This window comes from Sphingobacterium populi (assembly GCF_001586775.1).
In the GTDB taxonomy this organism is placed as follows: domain Bacteria; phylum Bacteroidota; class Bacteroidia; order Sphingobacteriales; family Sphingobacteriaceae; genus Sphingobacterium; species Sphingobacterium populi.
Genome location: NZ_LQXS01000003.1, coordinates 574571 through 593315 on the forward strand (window position 1 = coordinate 574571; position 18745 = coordinate 593315).

The window sequence follows — 18745 nt, forward strand, 5'->3', positions numbered from 1 at the left end:
AAGGTTATTTGCTCGCTGTTTTCTTGTGCGACAGTGCAGCGGCTACAAAACTAACAAAAAGTGGGTGAGGATTTGCTACTGTTGATTTTAATTCCGGATGAAATTGTCCGGCTACATAAAACGGGTGATCTTTTAATTCTACGATTTCTACTAATCCTGTCTTTGGATTTTTTCCAGAAGCGATCATACCGGCCGCTTCGAATTGCGCTAAGTATTCGTTGTTGAATTCGTAACGGTGTCGGTGGCGCTCGGTGATCTTCGATTTGCCATAGATAGTATGTGCCTTCGTGCCTTTGCGCAGTTCGCAATCATATGCACCTAAGCGCATCGTGCCGCCCATATTTTTGATCGATTTTTGCTCTTCCATTAGGTTGATGACTGGATGTTTCGTTTGCTCATCCATTTCAAAGCTATTCGCATCTTTCAGCGATAGTACATTGCGAGCAAATTCGATTACAGAACATTGCATACCTAGGCAGATACCGAAAAACGGAATGCGTTGCTCACGGATATGTTTGATCGCCACAAGTTTACCTTCCAATCCACGGGCTCCAAATCCTGGCGCTACGAGTATACCGTCTAAGCCTTTCAATTTATCAGCCACATTTTCCTCATTAATGCTTTCGGCAGCAATGGATTTTACTTTTACTTTAGTCTCGTTTGCTGATCCAGCATGAATAAACGCTTCATTGATGGATTTGTATGCATCTGGCAACTCGATGTATTTACCGACCAATCCAATATTGACTTCATTGGTTGGGTTTTTCAGTTTACCTAAGAACGTTTTCCAATTTTCTAAATCCGGCTCTACTTTGGTTGATAGCTTCAATTTGGTCAATACCGTTTTATCCAATTGTTCTTTCAGCATTAGCAACGGCACATCATAAATGGTAGATGCATCAATAGATTCTACTACGGCATTGATATTCACATTGCAAAACAAGGCTAATTTTTTGCGGATATCCTGCGTTAGCTTATGCTCTGTGCGGCATACCAAAATGTCGGGTTGTATACCGTATTCCAATAACGTTTTTACCGAATGCTGTGTAGGTTTAGTTTTGAGCTCGCCCGCTGCCGCAAGGTATGGCACCAATGTTAAGTGAATTACTAAGGAATTGTTGCTTCCTAATTCCCAACGCAACTGTCTTACCGCTTCGATGAATGGTAGCGACTCAATATCGCCAACTGTACCACCCAATTCTGTGATGATGATGTCGTACTCACCCGATTCGCCCAATAGTTGCATCCGGCGTTTGATTTCATCTGTGATGTGAGGTACGACTTGTACTGTTTTTCCTAAATATGCGCCTTCACGTTCTTTCTGGATTACGTGTTGGTAAATACGGCCTGTCGTTACGTTGTTAGCTTGCGAGGTCGGTACATTCAAAAATCGTTCGTAGTGGCCTAAGTCCAGATCTGTCTCAGCACCGTCTTCTGTCACATAGCACTCGCCATGTTCGTACGGATTCAATGTTCCGGGGTCAATATTGATATAAGGGTCGAATTTTTGGATGGTAACTTTGAGACCGCGTGCCTGGAGAAGTTTTGCCAAGGAAGCCGCAATGATGCCTTTTCCTAATGACGAAGTTACGCCGCCCGTAACAAAGATGTATTTACTCATAGTAATTGATGGGTTTTTGAGCGATAATCCAGCGTTAAAAAGCAATGGAAAATCTGTCTTTTGTACGGGATACAAAGATAGTATTTTTTTTATTCTTTAGCTGTAAAAAGGAATAATCCCACCCGTCGGGTGGGATTCAGATCGTTATCTCAAAGATCGTAGCAAATTGATAGTTTTTGCGTCGAATTCTTGTTCACCAAAGAGAGAAACACCGGCCGCGCCATTCTTCTTGGCTAACTCGATTCCTTGCTTTAGTTCTTCGCTATCTTTAAAGTCAGGTAGATATAGTCCCGCGTATAATGGAAATTTTTTATTCAACGTTTGTACACCTTCTTTCACGGCTTGGCCGACCCATTCTACTGGCTCTTGGTAAAATCCGTGATAAATCATCGGGAATACAGCGTCCAAATCCCAATTGGCCCAATCCTGTCGCACGATCCGGCGTGCCAAATCTGGCGTAGGGAATACCGCTGCGGTCAACGGTTTCTGATATTCTTTGGCTACTTTGGCAATTCGATTGACCACCCGATTGATCTGCTCATAGCGAAAAGCACGCCACGACGGACTTTGTTCTGGACGAGCGACCTGATCAATATCGATTCCTGTTTCTTTAAGATAGGCTGCTTTAGTAAACGGGCTGTAGCAAAAATCGTAATCCGCCAACTCCGTCGATTGATCAATGTTGTAATTCTGCCATAGGTTTACCGGCAATACCACATCGGGATAACGAATGTAATCTAGGTGAAGACCGTCAATATCTTCTTTTTCCAACTGTTCACGCGCTTTGTCTTCCAAGTATTTGGGCACGTCGGGATGTGAAGGGCACAAAAAACGATAGTAATTTACATAAGGAGGTTGATCAGCACATGATTTGCCAGATCGGCTTACGGCGTAGTACTCCGGATGCTTACTCAACAAATCTTGCTCACCACGATTCATCGTCCACATCCAACGATGTGTTTCCAACCCCAAGCTTTTGGCGATTTGAAAATGGCGAGCGCTATAATCTTCAAACAGCAAGCCACGCACGCCTGCTTCGCGGTACGAGGTGTAGCGTTTTTTTACGGTCGCTTCGGTATCATTTTTGTCGGGGCGTATCCACATCCAATAGTCAAAAGAAAGCGGAGCAGAAGCTGCACTGGCAAAAGAGATAGAGGGAAGCTGTGAGCCAGCTAAGCCCAGCAAAGAAGTTTTAATGAAATCGCGTTTATTCATAATACGTGTTGTTACCTAGATGATCTATGCGAAAGATAGTGTTATTTTTTAACTCGCTAACGCGTACAGCATATCCCTTCGCATCGGAGTCTAGATCGTAGCTAATCGAATATTGTTGCAAAGCAGGCGCTATGTATTGGTCATACTCTGGCAGCTGATCAAGGCGTGCTGCATACTTTCCACTTTGGCGCTTGTACACTTGCTGTAGATAGTGAATATTCCAGCCCAGTTTTTTTATTTCATAAAAGCTCGGCAATTTCGGTTCGCTTACCGTGTCAACGAATTGGATGTAGCCCCATCTTTCGGGGTAGTGCATATTCACCATTCCGATTGGAGACCATACCCAATTGTCTTCTGGAAGTAAGGTTCCATTAGCTGTTTTTCGCTGGTACGTATTGTTCTTTACGGTATGTTGCCATTGTACACGCGAAAAGTTGAATAACCAATAAGATGCGGATGTAGGTGTATCGCTGGATCCAAAGCTTTGTAGTGCAGTAAAAGGGATGGCAATTTCGACGCTCCAAAATTGGTCTTCATCGCTAGGATCATTCAAAGTTCCTTCCACGTGTACTGCACTTTTCAATCCTTTCATATCCCAATGGATTAGCGCTTTGCCACCGTAACGATAGGGTTTTACTAATGCGAGATCGAACACGGTATTCAATGGATTTACTTCTAATTCATAGTAGTGATCCTCATGTACATCAGGTTTTATAAATACTTCAAAATCGTTGTTATGAAAAATGATATCGTCGAACTTGGTGATATCTCCCCACACATGTGGTTCTTTTAACTTGGCATAAATGTAGAGATTCGTATCATCATACATCATTTTGAAGCGGGTTTCGTACGCTGGCTTCGTTTTGTCTGCTCCTTCAATATCAATGAATTTGCTCGACCAAGGAATAGTAGTCCACTGTGCTTCGTCAGCCCGGCCATCAATTGTGATCGCGCCATCCACCTTCTGAACTTGATACACCAAAGGCGTAAACTGTAATTGTTCTACTTCATCGATGGTCGATTGAGCATGAGCGGCCGTGATACAAAGTATACATGGCAAAAAACGTTTTAGCAAATTCATAACAAAAGAAATCAACTCCAATTATAAGTAAAATAATTGGATCAGCTTTGTAACATAAACGTGATCTATACGCAGCTAGGCGTTACGGAATGTTCAGGTATTTGTGCGTTTGTAACGAGATTTCCCATTTTGGATTGTTCATCACATAATCGATGATGAGCGGCGTCATCTCCGCGGCTTTAGACCATTCAGGTTGCAGATACAATTTGCACGAAGGATTGACTTGTGCGGCATGTTCTTCTGCCCATTGGAAATCACTTTTATTGAAGATGATTACTTTCAATTCTCCAGCAGCATCCATAACATCTTTTCGAGGAGCTTTGAATTTTTTAGGAGATAAGCAAATCCAATCCCATTTGCCACTTAGTGGATAAGCGCCAGAAGTCTCCATAAAAGTACGAATGCCACGTTTTTGTAGGCTTTGAGTAAGCGGATCCAGATTGTAGATAAGTGGTTCGCCACCAGTCACTACGACCGTTTTTGCTGGATGTAGGTCGGCGTTTTGCACGATGGTATCCACTGCTGTGAGCGGATGGATGCTGGCGTCCCAACTTTCCTTGACATCGCACCAATGGCAACCCACATCACATCCTCCCAGTCGAATGAAATAAGCAGCTTTACCGGTGTGGTAGCCTTCGCCTTGAATGGTGTAAAACTCCTCCATTAATGGAAGTTGAGTGCCGTCTTCTGGAACTTGTCGTGACATGCGATTTTGATTAAGATGGCAAAGGTAAGGAATTTTTAATCAGTATCCTTGGTCTTCGATCGCCATTGCGTTGAGAAGGATTTGTCCGGTACGCGCGGAAGTGCGCGTTGATCGCCCCAAGATTTTTTGAACAATAATTTGATAAGGATATTTTTTATTCCTTTTCCAAAGAAGTCGATATATTTTCTATTTTTTGCGAGCTTGGTATACCAACTCCAGGTCCGAGATTCAGGCAACGGTTTTGCGGCATTGCTGACACGGTCATGTCGATTTTTTAAAAGCAAACGATCAATATCTATATTTAACGGATTGGGGCGTTGTGTACTGTTGAAGCTAGCAGCATATTGCAAGTAATGGTACGATTCTTCCGTGTCTATATGTGGCGTGAATACGGCTCCCATAGGGCCAGGATAGACGGTTTGATACGCTGCTCCACCGATTGATTCGTATATTTTGCAGGCGTTTGTACTTGCCCCGCAATCCATCCAGTACAATGCTTGGCGTTGTTCAGTAAGTGCTAAAACATCGGATCGTCCATTGTCCACCAAAATTAACACCATTTCGCTTGGGCCATCATTTTCTTGGCCTCGGCGCGGTCCGGTCATTAGCGAGTGGTGGCGTTGCAATTTTTGCCCTTGATCGTGCAAAGCGCCCAAAGGTAGGAATAAGTCCAAATCATGGATAGATGGCAGGATCTTGTCTATGCCAGCAAATACAATATGATACGAAGCATTAGCATTGTGCAGCCGATTGTTGCCCTCATTTTCGCTAATGACTACGCTGCCTGTATCGGCCAACAAATATGCTGCTCCCGATAGCATCACATCCGTGTATTCTGCGCGCTCTCGTTGTATTTTACGAAAACTTTTCAAGATTTTGGTCGCAGGTTTTTCTATTGATACTGCTTCGTCATTTTCCTGTTTTTCTTCAGATTCTTCTATTTCCGTGCTTGGTGCAGCACTATTTTCAGGATGCTTTGTGTCCCAAAGCGCCATTGCTTGCTCTTCACTCAGCTCGATTGCTGGTTGGATAACATGGCTTGGCTTTGTGCCATTTAGCTGTGCTAAATATCGACCTAGGTCAGATTCGTCCGCCCGGTATTTGGATTCTGAAAGGTACTTTGGAAGACCGATTTCTTCATGAATCATCGCATGATTAGTTGCGATATGATTGGGTTGGTAAGTAGTTAGCAGCTTGTCTAATTCTTGCAAGGCCTCCGTTGCGGTGTTTGCCCATATTATCTTGCCACCCGCTCTGCTAAAATTCGTTTCAAAATCTAATAAGTAGCGATCTAGATTTTCGATCGCTTTCCATTTGATTAAATGTGCCTTCTTTTTCGCATTCGTGAGATTTTGAAATCGAGGAGCTATATTTTGAAAAGCCTGATGATAATTTTCAAGATGTGTACGCAGCACAGCATTACGCTGCGGATCTAGAGACGTATCCTCACAAGCTTTTCTAAATTGTTCTTCCTTCGTGTTCGGCATATATAATATGATGGGGTATTATTTATAATAAAAGTTGACAATCATCTTGCCAACTTTTACCTAATAAGATTACGGAGTGCGCTATCTGTTAAGGTAACGCTTCTCCGCAACGTAAAATTATGCCTTGACTTGCAAGGTCAGCTCATCCAATTGTGCTGTTGCAATCGCTGAAGGTGCATCAATCATCACATCACGACCGCTATTGTTTTTAGGGAACGCGATTACATCACGAATGCTATCCAAACCTGCGAAGATAGATACCAATCGATCTAAACCAAATGCCAATCCGCCGTGTGGTGGCGCACCGTAGGTGAATGCTTCCATCAAGAAACCAAATTGTTTCTGCGCTTCTTCTGGAGAGAAACCTAAGTGCTTAAACATGTTGGATTGCAAATCGCGATCGTGGATACGAATCGATCCGCCGCCGACTTCTACACCGTTGATCACCAAATCGTAGGCATTGGCACGTACATCGCCCGGATTGGATTCCAATAAATGAATATCTTCTGGTTTTGGTGAGGTGAATGGATGATGCATCGCATGATAGCGCGCCGAATCTTCATCCCATTCTAATAATGGGAAATCGATCACCCATAGTGGTGAGAATGTGTTTTTGTCGCGCAGGCCCAATTGTCCAGCTACTTCTAATCGTAGCTCGTTCAATTGCTTGCGTACCTTATCTTTCGGGCCAGCCATGATCAATAAAAGATCGCCTGGCTCGCTGTCGAATGCTTTAGACCAAGCGTCCAATGCAGTAGCATCGTAGAATTTATCGACCGACGATTTAATGCTGCCATCTTCATTATGACGTGCATAAACGATTCCAGTCGCGCCTATTTGTGGTCTTTTCACAAAGTCAGTCAAAGCATCGAGTTGTTTTCTCGTATAACTAGCACAATTCTTCGCATTAATACCAACAACTAATTCTGCTTGCTCGAATACTGGGAAATCGTGCCCTTTTGCCACATCATTCAGCTCCACGAACTGCATACCAAAGCGCGTATCCGGTTTGTCGGAGCCGTACAAGCGCATAGCATCATCGTAAGTCATGCGTGGTACTTCGCCCAAGTCAACACCTTTTACTGTTTTGAAAAGATGCTTAGTCAATCCCTCAAACATGTTCAAGATATCTTCCTGCTCTACAAAAGCCATCTCGCAGTCGATCTGTGTAAACTCTGGCTGTCTGTCGGCACGCAAATCCTCATCACGGAAACATTTCACAATTTGGAAATAACGATCGAAGCCCGAAACCATGAGCAACTGCTTAAAGGTTTGTGGGGATTGCGGCAAGGCATAAAATTCGCCCGGATTCATGCGCGAAGGAACTACGAAATCGCGTGCACCTTCTGGCGTTGATTTAATCAATACCGGAGTTTCTACCTCCAAAAAGTTTTCGCCATCTAAATAGCGACGAATCTCTTGCGACATTTTGTGACGCAAAATCAAGTTCTCGCGTACCGGATTACGGCGTAAGTCCAGATAGCGGAACTTCATCCGAATATCGTCGCCACCATCTGTTTCATCTTCGATCGTGAATGGAGGCAAAGCCGATGCATTTAATATATCTAGATCAGTTACCTTGATTTCAATCTCTCCGGTTGCAATCTTGTTATTTTTGCTAGAACGTTCGATGACAGTGCCCGTTACTTTGATCACGTATTCGCGACCAAGATCCAATGCTTTTGAGCGCAAGGTCTGATCATCGTCGACATTAAAAGCCAATTGTGTTACGCCATAGCGATCGCGTACATCAATAAATGTCATTCCTCCTAAGTCACGTGATTTCTGGACCCACCCACTCAAGGTGACGGTCTTTCCCAGATCGGACAACCGCAGTTCGCCGCAAGTATGTGTTCTGTGCATTTCTTATTATGTATTTATAAGATTTTAAAATCTGTGACAAAAATATCGGTTTTTGGACACAAAAACGAAACTTAATTTGCCGAGTGTGTCCCTGTCGGAAGAATCGAGTGACACGATTTCCCACCATGCCGGCGCTTCTCCCACTTTTACGCCATTTTAGGGATCGAAGCAGTAAGATACTCTTTTATTTAGTGCCATATCAGTCAGTGTTTTACCTGATGTGTAGTAAGAAAATTGTACTTGTAAACACAAGATAATGAGCTGGTAAGCTTATTTGGATTGTTTTTGGTAGGATATTGCCGTTGTGGAAAACTTTTTTGTGGGGCAAAGTGTTATAAAGTGGGAGAAAGTGTATAATTTTACATTTGATTTCGAATAGGCTAATTAGCTGTATGACCGAACTGACAGGAGAATATATATGTAAGTTGGATGCCAAAGGTAGAATGGTAGTTCCTGCGTTGCTCAAAAAACAAATACCCAATATTGAGCAAGAGGGGCTTATCGTGAACCGTGGTTTCGAGAAAAACTTAGTGATTTATCCTCGGTCGGAATGGTCTAAGATGATGAAGCAATTATCCCGTTTGAATAAGTTTAAAGCGGAGAACCGGAATTTCATTCGGAAATTTATGAGCGGTGCTACCGAATTGACGCTGGATTCGGCTAATCGGGTGCTGCTTCCGAAAAGTTTAATGGAATATGCGGAAATCAGTGGTGAGCTGATGTTGGCTTGTCAGTTTGATCGCATAGAAGTATGGTCCAAATCTGTTTACCTAGAGACGTTGGGAGAGATGAGTGAAGATGATTTTGCCACTTTAGGTGAAAAAGTAATGGGTGGGTTAGATATAGGAGACCTAGAAGATGAGTAATCCGGTATATCATGTCCCTGTGATGCTGCAAGAATGTATTGCAGCCTTAAATATAAAACCGAATGGTGTGTACGTGGATGTCACTTTTGGTGGAGGCGGGCATTCCAGAGAAATACTAAAGCATCTCGGACCAGATGGGCGTTTGTATGCCTTTGATCAGGATCCTGATGCGCTACAAAATGCAATCGATGATCCTAGATTTCGCTTGGTGCATCAAAATTTCAAGTTTTTGAAAAATAGTTTGCGCTTGGAGGGAGTGCGTCACGTAGACGGTATTCTTGCAGATTTGGGGGTTTCTTCCCATCAGTTTGATGATGCGGAGCGTGGTTTTTCCATTCGCTTTGAGGCAAATTTGGATATGCGTATGGATCAGGTGGCTGATCTGGATGCGGCGAAGATTCTTAATACCTATGCGGAAGAAGAATTGCATCGCATATTTGGTATGTATGGCGAGATTCAAAATGCCAAATCGCTAGCCAAAACGATTGCAACGGCACGTCTTTCCAAACCAGTTACTTCGGTAACGCAGTTGAAAGAATTGATTAAGTCGCTCGTGCCTCGCGGAAAAGAACATAAATACCATGCGCAGGTCTTTCAGGCTTTGCGCATTGAAGTAAATAAAGAATTAGAAGCACTAACTGACTTTTTAGAACAAACGGTGGCAGTGCTTAAAAATGAAGGCCGATTGGTTGTCATGTCGTACCATTCTTTAGAGGACCGTTTGGTGAAGAATTTTGTAGCCAAGGGCAAGTTTAAAGGAGATGTTGAGAAGGATTTTTTTGGCAACGAGATCAAGCCTTTTCAAGTCATCAGCCGCAAGGCAATCGTGGCGACTGATGAGGAAATACAACAAAATAATCGGGCTCGGAGCGCCAAATTGCGTGTCGCACAGCGAGTCGTAAAAGATGAAGCAGATGGCCAGAAATAGAATAAAAAATGGCGAGCTAAGTGAAGAGGTTCAGGAGGAGATGTCTGATGAACTGGAGGAAAAGGTCGAGGAAACCCAGAATTTTCTCCGTTCCGTATTCTCTACTAATCCGCTATCAACCTACTTGGTGACCAAAAACTTGCCGTTCATCGCTTTTATCGCATTGCTCGGTTTGTTTTATATCTCTAACCGGCATTTGGCGGAGAATACGGTGCGTAGGATTGATCGCCTCGGTAAGGATGTGAAAGAGCTAGGTTGGGACTACAAGTCGTTGCATGCCGAGTTGATGAAGTTGACAACGCAGACAGAAATTGCAAAACGTGCCGATACATTAGGATTAACCGAACGTACCGAACCACCGATTAAAATAGAGTTAGTAAAAAAAGATAAATAGGGAGCGCAAAAAAAACGCATTTACCATGAATATCAGAAAGTCCATCTTGATTCGTGTGTACCTGGCCTTCGGGCTAATGGTGTTTGGCGCCCTATTGGTGTTTGGCAAGCTCCTGCATGTGCAATATGTGGATGGCGATCGCTGGCAAGCTATCGCGGATTCGTTGACTATCAAAGAGCGTGTGGTAGAAGCTGCCAGAGGCAATATCTATTCAAACGATGGAAGTCTGCTGGCCACCTCGGTGCCCGAGTATACCATACGCTTTGATGCGATGGCTATCCCAGAAGAAAACAGTGAAGTCTTTCAGTCTCGAGTAGATTCTTTAGCAGCGCGGTTAGCTCAATTTTTTGGAGATAAATCGGCTAGACAGTACCTGACACAGCTTAAAGAGGCGCGTGCCAAAGGGCAGCGATATATGTTATTGAAAAGAAATGTATCGCACCAAGATTTAAAAGAACTCAAGACATTTCCCTTACTCAAAAGTTTCAAGGAAGGTCGTTCTCGCTTTTCCAGCGGTTTGATCGCAGTGCAGGAAAACAAACGAATTTTACCATTTACCAACTTAGCGGCGCGTACTATTGGGTACCGCACTGAGGAATACCGAGTGGGCTTAGAAGGTGCTTTCGGTGATTATATTGAAGGTAAAAGTGGTATGCAAATGATGCAGCGCATTGCAGGTGGTGTGTGGGTGCCAGTGAGTCGCGAGGTAGAAATCGCACCAGTAGATGGTTCAGATATTATCGCTACCATAGATGTGAATATGCAGGATATGGCACAGCGTGCTTTGGAAAAACAATTGATTCAAAGCAATGCCGATAACGGATGTGTAATCTTAATGGAGGTAGCTACTGGAGAGATTCGAGCTATTGCCAATTTTACTAAAGATAAAGATGGTGTATATCGCGAAAAATTCAATTATGCTATTGCACAGGGCGCTGATCCAGGTTCTACTTTCAAGTTAGCATCCTATTTAGCGGCGCTAGATGATCGTTATGTGGATACCACTACAGTGATTGATATCGGTAATGGTACGTATAAAGTGCCATCGCATACAATTCGCGATTCGCACGCACCGAAGAAGTCGCGAGTAAGTGTACAAGAGGCATTTGAAGAATCCTCTAATGTGGCAGTCACCAAAATGATCCATACGCACTATGGTAATAACCCAAGTAAATTCATTCAGAAATTGCACAGTTGGGGGCTCGACAAACCGCTCGGATTGCAAATTCCTGGTGAAGGAGATCCTTGGGTCAAAACACCAGAAAGCAGATCATGGAGCAAATTGTCTTTGATTCAAATGGCATATGGTTACGAGATGAAGCTAACGCCGTTGCAAACACTGACGTTGTACAACGCAGTTGCCAATGACGGTAAAATGATTGCCCCTCTTTTTGTAAAGGAAATTCGCAATTTAGGTAATACCGTCGAAACCTTCGAAGCACGTGTGATCAATAAGCAGATTGCTTCTGAAGAGGCAATAGATAAAATGCAAGGGATGTTGCGCAGTGTGATGACTAACGGCACGGGTAAGCGTCTTCGTAGTCCATTGTACAACGCTGCTGGCAAAACAGGTACGGCTCAGATGGCCGATGGATCCAGAGGTTATGGTGCGCGTCGCTATCAATCCTCGTTTGCAGGATATTTTCCAGCTGAAAATCCAAAATACAGCATGATCGTCGTGATTCGTAATCCACGAAATGGCTATTACGGTGGATCCGTTGCGGGTCCTGTCTTTAAAGAACTAGCCGATATGGTTTATGCCAATGACTTGAGTCTACATACGAACTTTGGAAAGAGAAAAGTAAATAGTAAAGGTGCTAAAACACCTCGTACGTTAGTCGGTTCGAAAGATGCATCGGCCAAGGTATACGCATGGATGGGATTACAAGTGAATAATTGGTCTGCATTAACGCGACCAGTGAAGGATAGTATGCAGCGCAATGTGAATGTTTTCACGGAAGCAGACTTCAAAGAGGGTGTTGTGCCCAGCGTCCTAGGAATGGGATTGATGGACGCTATCTATGCGATGGAAAATGCCGGCTTCAAAACCGCTGTAAAAGGTAAAGGGCGAGTGGTGTCTCAGTCGTTATTGGCAGGGCAAAAGCTCGCAGCCGGTTCCAAGGTGTTGTTAGAATTGAATTAAACACAGGATTGTATGATATTGAAAAATCTACTTCATGCTGTTCCGGTAAAGGAATATAAAGGACCACTCGATATCGAGGTGACTGGCCTGTGCTTTGATTCTCGCGCAATCGTAGATGGCAATCTGTTTATCGCAATTCGGGGAAGCCATACCGATGGGCACTTGTATTTGCAAAAGGCGATTGAGCTGGGTGCGATTGCACTATTAGTTGAAGATTGGCCTGAAAACGTACATGAAGGCATCACTTATATTCTAGTAGACGATTCTTCATACGCTTTGGGTTTAGTAGCGGCTAATTTTTATGATAATCCTTCACATCAACTGAAGCTGGTAGGGGTGACGGGTACGAATGGTAAAACTACTGTTGCCACATTATTATACAATCTATTCATTGGAATGAGCTACCAAGTTGGCTTATTATCTACGGTTGAAAATCGTATTTCTGGTCGTGTTATCCCTACAACACATACGACATTGGATCCGATTTCGCTTAATAAACTATTGCGGGATATGGTCAACGAAGGATGTGACTATTGCTTCATGGAAGTGAGCTCGCATGCTGTGGTGCAACAACGCATTGCAGGATTGCGTTTTGCAGGAGGCATATTCACTAACATTACGCACGATCACTTAGATTTCCACGAAACCTTCGATAACTACATTAAGGCCAAAAAGAAATTCTTTGATGACCTAGATCGCGATGCTTTTGCCTTGAGCAATGCCGATGATCGCAATGGTAGCGTTATGCTACAGAATACAGTAGCTTATCAAAAGACCTATGCTTTAAAAGGTTTGGCAGATTTCAAAATGCGTATCATAGAAAGTCATTTCGACGGCATGCTATTGCATTTGGATGGACAGGATGTATGGGTGAAGTTGGTGGGTCATTTCAATGCTTATAACTTACTTGCTGTGTACGGGGCTGCCATACTGCTAGAGCAAGAAACTATGAAAGTATTGACCGCCATCAGCAATATCGTAGGAGCCGAAGGAAGATTCGAAGCTATTCATTCACCGGAAGGTAAAATTGGTATTGTCGATTACGCGCATACGCCGGATGCGGTCGAAAATGTGTTAGAAACCGTAGCTACTCTTCGCCAAGCGGGGCAACAAATCATTACCGTTATCGGGTGTGGCGGTGATCGTGATAAAACAAAAAGACCTACGATGGCTAAGGTTGCGGTGCTAAAAAGCGATACCGTAATCCTTACTTCCGATAATCCGCGAAGCGAAGATCCCTTGCAGATTATTCGAGAAATGGAAGTTGGTATCCCGGCGGATAAGCGCAAAGGCGTTTTCAGTATTTCGGATCGCAAAGAAGCGATTCGTGCGGCTTGTCATTTGGCGCAGCCAGGCGATATCATTGTGGTGGCGGGCAAAGGGCACGAGAAATATCAAGACATTAATGGTGTGAAGCATCATTTTGATGATAAGGAACAATTAGCAAACGCATTTAACGAGCAATAAAAGAGGGATGTTATATTATTTATTTACCTGGTTAAACGAGCATATGCACATTCCTGGCGCAGGATTGTTCCAGTATATCTCCTTCCGTACGGCCATGGCGGTAATCGTCTCGTTGATCATTACCACCGTATTTGGTAGTAGACTAATCCGTTTGCTGCACCGTAAGCAAGTGGGCGAGACAGTGCGTGATCTAGGTCTGGAAGGCGAGAAGCAAAAGCAGGGGACACCGACTATGGGCGGTCTGATTATCATTGCGGGCATCTTAATCCCAACGTTACTATTTGCTAAGCTAGATAATATTTATGTGATCGTGCTGATCATTACCACATTGTGGATGGGAGCTATTGGCTTCTTAGACGATTATATTAAAGTATTTCGCAAAAATAAAGAAGGACTAGCTGGTCGGTTTAAAGTGATTGGCCAGATTGGTTTGGGAGTTTTCATTGCTGTTACCATGTATTTTCATCCGAGTATTGTGGTACGTGAGCAAGTGACTAATCCTTCTTATTCGGTACCCGTTTCGGTTGTGATCAATCCATCCACAGGCGAGAAAACGTATGTGGAAGATGTGAAGTCCAGCAAAACCAATATTCCTTTTTATAAAAACAATGAGTTCGATTATGCCAAATCGCTGAGCTTTTTAGGGATTTCAGGTACATGGATTACGTTTGGAATGACCTTGCTGGTGATTGTGTTCATCGTCACGGCAGTTTCCAATGGAGCGAATATCACGGACGGGATTGATGGATTGGCCACTGGCACGTCGGCCATTATGGGAATTACATTAGCGATACTTGCCTACGTTTCTGGTAACGTAATTTTCTCGGATTACCTCAATATCATGTATATCCCGAATAGTGGTGAGCTCGTGATTTTTGCAGGAGCTTTTATAGGAGCTTGTACCGGATTTTTGTGGTACAATGCGTATCCAGCGCAAGTATTTATGGGTGATACCGGAAGTTTGACGATTGGTGGTATCATTGCCGCATTTGCCATTTTGATCCGCAAAGAATTGTTGATTCCGATCTTATGCGGCGTTTTCCTAATTGAGAACCTTTCGGTCATCATGCAGGTGTCGTATTTCAAATACACGAAAAAGAAATTTGGTGAAGGTCGACGCATCTTTTTGATGTCGCCATTGCATCACCATTATCAGAAGAAAGGCTATCACGAATCGAAGATCGTGACGCGTTTTGTGATTGTATCCATCATGTTGGCCATTTTGACCATCGTAACTTTAAAAATACGTTAGATGCCAAATATCGAACATAACCATTATCCGCAAAGCGGTCGTGTCGTCATCTTAGGTGGCGGTGAGAGCGGTGTGGGTGCTGCTATCCTGGCGAAGGATAAAGGCTTTGATGTGTTTGTATCAGATATGGCTTTGTTGGCTGATCATTTCAAAACGACGCTAATACAAGAAGCGATCGCCTTCGAAGAAGGGAAGCATACCGAATCAGCGATCTTGAATGCCAATCTGATTATCAAAAGTCCGGGCATTCCAGAGACGGCGCCGCTGATGCAGCAATTGCGTAAAACTGCCATTCCGGTGATTTCGGAAATTGAATTTGCGGCTCAATATACCGATGCAACGCTTTGCTGCATTACAGGGTCTAACGGCAAATCGACCACCACGATGCTGACCTACGAAATCTTTCGCCATGCGGGATTGAATGTTGGTGTAGCAGGCAATATCGGCCAAAGCTTTGCGCTGCAAGTTGCGCGCGAACAACGGGATGTGTATGTATTGGAGCTGTCGAGTTTTATGCTCGATGATATGTATCATTTTCGTGCTCACATTGCGATCCTGCTTAATATCACTCCGGATCATCTGGATAGGTACAACTATGATATGAATGCCTATGTGGATTCAAAATTCCGCATCATTCAAAATCAGCAGGAGGAAGATTATTTTATCTACTGCGCCGACGACGAAGAAATTACCAAAGGATTGGCGCGGCATCAGTCGCCTGCGATGTCCTTGCCATTCACGCAAGTGGATACTGCGCTGCTACAAGGCGCATTTATAGACGAACAAAGAAACTTGATTATTAACATACCTAAACGGGAACCATTTACGATGAATATTGAAGAACTATCACTCCAGGGAAAGCACAATGTATACAACAATTCTGCTGCTGGATTAGCCGCTAAAGCGCAGCAATTGCGCAATAGTGTGATGAAGGAAAGCATGCAATCCTATGTCAATATTGCGCATCGTTTGGAGCACGTGGCGTGTATTGGTGGCGTTACCTACATCAACGATTCCAAAGCGACCAATGTCAATTCCGTCTGGTATGCTTTAGAAAGTTTCTCGCCAGATATCGTGTTGATTATGGGTGGTGTTGATAAAGGGAATGATTACGATATGTTGCGCGATCTGGTAAAAAGCAAGGTCAAAGCCATCATCTGTATTGGTAAACACAATGGTCGTATTCACGAAGCATTTGAGTCCGATACGGATGTCATTGTGAACAGTGCTTCGATGGGTGATGCAGTGGAAATCGCATCACATATCGCGAAGAAAGGTGATACAGTATTGTTGTCGCCAGCGTGCGCCAGTTTCGATTGGTTTAAGAACTACGAAGATCGTGGAGATCAGTTCAAAGAAGCCGTGATGGCACTTTAGGGAATAATAGCATTATAGATTATGACTATAGAACAGATTTTTTCAAAACTCAAAGGAGACAAATGGATCTGGATAATCGTACTTATCCTGTCTGGTTGGTCTCTGTTGGCGGTATACAGCTCGGTCGGCACTTTAGCCTACAAAGAGGGTAAAGGCACTGAATTATATCTGTTCAAGCATTTTGCGATCATTGCTGTCGGACTGGTATTGATGTATCTGTCGCACAAACTGGATTATCGGTATTATGCGGGTATATCCAAGATGTTGATGATTATTACAATACCGCTGCTGCTGGCTACACTGATATTTGGAGATTCCATCAATCAGGCCAATCGTTGGTTGACCATTCCAGTGATCAATCAATCTTTCCAAACGTCGGATTTAGCCAAGTTGGCGCTGATTACTTTCCTGGCGCGCATGTTGTCGCGCAAGCAAGAAGATATCAAAGACGTTAAAAAATCTTTTGTACCAATTATGGGTGCCGTATGTGCCGTATTTGTACTCATCGCAGTAGCAAATATGTCGACCGCAGTGATGTTATTTAGTGTGAGCGTTTTGTTATTGCTGATCGGCCGTATATCCTTTAAGCAGATCTCTATTGTATGCATCGGATGTGGTATACTATTAATGCTTGTTGCATTTCTCGGCCCACGTCGTGCCACATACATGAGTCGGATCGAAGGATTTTTTCATACCGAAGAAACGATCGATGGATCTGGAGCGGTGCCATTTCAAGAAGATAAAAATTTCCAAGCGAATAATTCAAAAATTGCGATCGCGACAGGCGGATTTTTTGGCAAAGGTTGGGGAAATAGTGTGCAGCGCAATGTACTTCCACATCCATATTCCGATTTTATCTTTGCCATCATTATAGAAGAATACGGTACGGTAGGTGGTTTTGTATTGCTCAGTCTATACTTGGCATTAATGTATCGAATTATCCGAATCGTGACCCTAAGTCCACGTGCTTTTGGTGCGTTCTTAGCGGCAGGTTTAGGTTTTAGTTTAACGATTCAGGCATTGGCGAATATGGCAGTTGCCGTCGGTTTAGGTCCAGTAACGGGAGTTCCATTGCCATTGGTAAGTATGGGAGGAACATCTATTCTATTTACGAGCGTTGCACTGGGAATTATACTCAGTGTGAGTCGCAATGTAGAAGAGTTGAAAGGAAAAGAAGAATTAAATGACGTCGTAAAACCACGTCGTGTGGTGGTCGGCACCATATAATTGAATTAGGTTGATCAAATGGCAAACAAAGTAATCATAAGCGGTGGAGGCACGGGAGGTCATATCTTTCCGGCAATTGCTATTGCAAATGCTCTTCGGCAGTTGCAGCCCGACGTGGAGATTCTATTTGTGGGTGCCAATGGTAAAATGGAAATGGATCGCGTACCTGCCGCAGGTTACGAGATCGTGGGGTTGGATATTCAAGGTTTCAATCGCCAATCCATGCTAAAGAATTTGGTATTACCGTTTCGACTGATTGCTAGCATGTGGAAGGCACGGAAAATCATTCGCCAGTTCGGCGCGCAGGCTGCCGTTGGTGTTGGCGGATATGCTTCTGGCCCATTATTACTTGTGGCCAATATGATGGGCATTCCTACCTTGATTCAAGAGCAGAATTCTTATGCCGGCTTGACCAATAAAAGATTGGGTAAAAAAGCCAAACGTGTTTGCGTGGCTTACGATAATATGGAGCGATTTTTTCCGGCCGAAAAAATCATGATCACTGGAAATCCAATTCGCCGTTCGTCGGTACAAATCGACGGTAAACGCGAAGAAGCATTAAACGCCTTCGCGCTTGATGCTACGAAGAAAACGGTACTCATTACAGGCGGAAGCCTTGGTGCAAAAACGCTAAACGACTGCGTAGCTGAGGGCTTGGATCGACTCTTAGATAGCAACATACAAATTGTCTGGCAGTGTGGTAGTTATTACTACGATAAATTGTCGGAAGAATTAAAAGATAAGCTAACGGACAGCGTGAAGCTCATGCCATTTTTGGAGCGCATGGATTATGCATACGCTGCGGCAGATTTTATTATTGCCCGTGCAGGAGCTGGTACGATATCGGAATTGGCCGTGGTCGGCAAGCCTGTGATCTTAGTGCCATCGCCAAACGTGTCAGACGATCATCAGACCAAAAATGCGTTGGCGCTTGCAGAACACAAAGCGGCTATTATGGTCAATGACCTGACCGCACGAATGCATTTGATCAATGAATTGATCCAATTAATCGAGGATGAAGCGACAGCCTATGAGTTGGGCGAAAATATAAAAAAGATGGCCTTGTTGGAAGCCGATGTAGTAATCGCACAAGAGGTTTTAAAAATGATAAAGTAACG

15 protein-coding genes are annotated in these 18745 nt (G+C 43.7%); 9 read left to right on the top strand and 6 right to left on the bottom strand.

All coding sequences use genetic code 11. The annotated features are described in order from the left end of the window. Window positions 1-4: 4 nt before the first annotated feature. The 6 genes from A0125_RS10430 to aspS form a co-directional block, all read right to left on the bottom strand. Window positions 5-1621: a CTP synthase gene (locus tag A0125_RS10430; RefSeq protein WP_066755742.1), complete on the bottom strand. Its 1617-nt coding sequence runs from the start codon at window positions 1619-1621 to the stop codon at window positions 5-7. A 144-nt stretch (window positions 1622-1765) separates the two neighbouring features. Continuing rightward, window positions 1766-2836 (bottom strand): family 10 glycosylhydrolase, encoded by a 1071-nt coding sequence (locus tag A0125_RS10435; protein WP_156472510.1) that lies wholly within the window; start codon window positions 2834-2836, stop codon window positions 1766-1768. Beyond that, window positions 2829-3917, bottom strand: a complete 1089-nt coding sequence (locus tag A0125_RS10440) for a carbohydrate-binding family 9-like protein (protein ID WP_082785003.1) — start codon at window positions 3915-3917, stop codon at window positions 2829-2831. Before A0125_RS10440 ends, A0125_RS10435 begins: the two co-directional genes overlap by 8 nt. Window positions 3918-3999: 82 nt before the next feature. Further along, window positions 4000-4623, bottom strand: coding sequence for a 7-carboxy-7-deazaguanine synthase QueE (locus A0125_RS10445; RefSeq protein ID WP_066755464.1), 624 nt, complete (start codon window positions 4621-4623; stop codon window positions 4000-4002). A 35-nt stretch (window positions 4624-4658) separates the two neighbouring features. Next, the gene (locus A0125_RS10450; RefSeq protein ID WP_066755471.1) at window positions 4659-6110 is read right to left on the bottom strand and encodes an LUD domain-containing protein; all 1452 of its coding nucleotides are present in this window, start codon (window positions 6108-6110) and stop codon (window positions 4659-4661) included. A 117-nt stretch (window positions 6111-6227) separates the two neighbouring features. Next, on the bottom strand, window positions 6228-7973 hold the full coding sequence (gene aspS / locus A0125_RS10455) for an aspartate--tRNA ligase (RefSeq protein ID WP_066755474.1): 1746 nt from the start codon (window positions 7971-7973) through the stop codon (window positions 6228-6230). A gap of 392 nt (window positions 7974-8365) precedes the next feature. On the opposite strand from aspS, the gene mraZ reads away from it, so the two are divergent. Genes mraZ through murG form a run of 9 tightly spaced genes read left to right on the top strand, consistent with a single transcriptional unit; the run spans window position 8366 to window position 18743 of the window. Further along, complete coding sequence (gene mraZ / locus A0125_RS10460; protein ID WP_066755477.1) at window positions 8366-8839, top strand: division/cell wall cluster transcriptional repressor MraZ; 474 nt, start codon at window positions 8366-8368, stop codon at window positions 8837-8839. Continuing rightward, window positions 8832-9767 (top strand): 16S rRNA (cytosine(1402)-N(4))-methyltransferase RsmH, encoded by a 936-nt coding sequence (gene rsmH / locus A0125_RS10465; RefSeq protein ID WP_066755479.1) that lies wholly within the window; start codon window positions 8832-8834, stop codon window positions 9765-9767. The genes mraZ and rsmH overlap by 8 nt, the downstream gene beginning before the upstream one ends. Further along, window positions 9754-10161 carry an FtsL-like putative cell division protein gene (locus A0125_RS10470; protein WP_066755744.1) on the top strand — a complete coding sequence of 136 codons (408 nt, stop codon included), beginning with the start codon at window positions 9754-9756 and terminating at the stop codon, window positions 10159-10161. The genes rsmH and A0125_RS10470 overlap by 14 nt, the downstream gene beginning before the upstream one ends. Window positions 10162-10186: 25 nt before the next feature. Next, a complete protein-coding gene (locus A0125_RS10475) occupies window positions 10187-12304 on the top strand; it encodes a penicillin-binding protein (protein WP_066755481.1) in 2118 nt (705 codons plus the stop codon). Window positions 12305-12316: 12 nt separating this feature from the next. Continuing rightward, window positions 12317-13771 carry a UDP-N-acetylmuramoyl-L-alanyl-D-glutamate--2,6-diaminopimelate ligase gene (locus A0125_RS10480; RefSeq protein WP_066755483.1) on the top strand — a complete coding sequence of 485 codons (1455 nt, stop codon included), beginning with the start codon at window positions 12317-12319 and terminating at the stop codon, window positions 13769-13771. A gap of 7 nt (window positions 13772-13778) precedes the next feature. Further along, a complete protein-coding gene (gene mraY / locus A0125_RS10485) occupies window positions 13779-15023 on the top strand; it encodes a phospho-N-acetylmuramoyl-pentapeptide-transferase (RefSeq protein WP_066755485.1) in 1245 nt (414 codons plus the stop codon). Beyond that, window positions 15024-16400 (top strand): UDP-N-acetylmuramoyl-L-alanine--D-glutamate ligase, encoded by a 1377-nt coding sequence (murD, locus tag A0125_RS10490; RefSeq protein WP_066755487.1) that lies wholly within the window; start codon window positions 15024-15026, stop codon window positions 16398-16400. It begins immediately after the preceding gene. A 21-nt stretch (window positions 16401-16421) separates the two neighbouring features. Then, window positions 16422-17627: an FtsW/RodA/SpoVE family cell cycle protein gene (locus tag A0125_RS10495; protein WP_197464844.1), complete on the top strand. Its 1206-nt coding sequence runs from the start codon at window positions 16422-16424 to the stop codon at window positions 17625-17627. 18 nt (window positions 17628-17645) lie between these two features. Continuing rightward, entirely contained in the window at window positions 17646-18743 is a 1098-nt protein-coding gene (murG, locus tag A0125_RS10500) for an undecaprenyldiphospho-muramoylpentapeptide beta-N-acetylglucosaminyltransferase (RefSeq protein WP_066755489.1), read from the top strand. Window positions 18744-18745: the final 2 nt, after the last annotated feature.

Coding starts and splice junctions, on each gene's coding strand:
- A0125_RS10430 (WP_066755742.1), bottom strand. CDS start 1,621: ATGAGTAAATACATCTTTGTTACGGGCGGCGTAACTTCGTCATTAGGA.
- A0125_RS10435 (WP_156472510.1), bottom strand. CDS start 2,836: ATGAATAAACGCGATTTCATTAAAACTTCTTTGCTGGGCTTAGCTGGC.
- A0125_RS10440 (WP_082785003.1), bottom strand. CDS start 3,917: ATGAATTTGCTAAAACGTTTTTTGCCATGTATACTTTGTATCACGGCC.
- A0125_RS10445 (WP_066755464.1), bottom strand. CDS start 4,623: ATGTCACGACAAGTTCCAGAAGACGGCACTCAACTTCCATTAATGGAG.
- A0125_RS10450 (WP_066755471.1), bottom strand. CDS start 6,110: ATGCCGAACACGAAGGAAGAACAATTTAGAAAAGCTTGTGAGGATACG.
- aspS (WP_066755474.1), bottom strand. CDS start 7,973: ATGCACAGAACACATACTTGCGGCGAACTGCGGTTGTCCGATCTGGGA.
- mraZ (WP_066755477.1), top strand. CDS start 8,366: ATGACCGAACTGACAGGAGAATATATATGTAAGTTGGATGCCAAAGGT.
- rsmH (WP_066755479.1), top strand. CDS start 8,832: ATGAGTAATCCGGTATATCATGTCCCTGTGATGCTGCAAGAATGTATT.
- A0125_RS10470 (WP_066755744.1), top strand. CDS start 9,754: ATGGCCAGAAATAGAATAAAAAATGGCGAGCTAAGTGAAGAGGTTCAG.
- A0125_RS10475 (WP_066755481.1), top strand. CDS start 10,187: ATGAATATCAGAAAGTCCATCTTGATTCGTGTGTACCTGGCCTTCGGG.
- A0125_RS10480 (WP_066755483.1), top strand. CDS start 12,317: ATGATATTGAAAAATCTACTTCATGCTGTTCCGGTAAAGGAATATAAA.
- mraY (WP_066755485.1), top strand. CDS start 13,779: ATGTTATATTATTTATTTACCTGGTTAAACGAGCATATGCACATTCCT.
- murD (WP_066755487.1), top strand. CDS start 15,024: ATGCCAAATATCGAACATAACCATTATCCGCAAAGCGGTCGTGTCGTC.
- A0125_RS10495 (WP_197464844.1), top strand. CDS start 16,422: ATGACTATAGAACAGATTTTTTCAAAACTCAAAGGAGACAAATGGATC.
- murG (WP_066755489.1), top strand. CDS start 17,646: ATGGCAAACAAAGTAATCATAAGCGGTGGAGGCACGGGAGGTCATATC.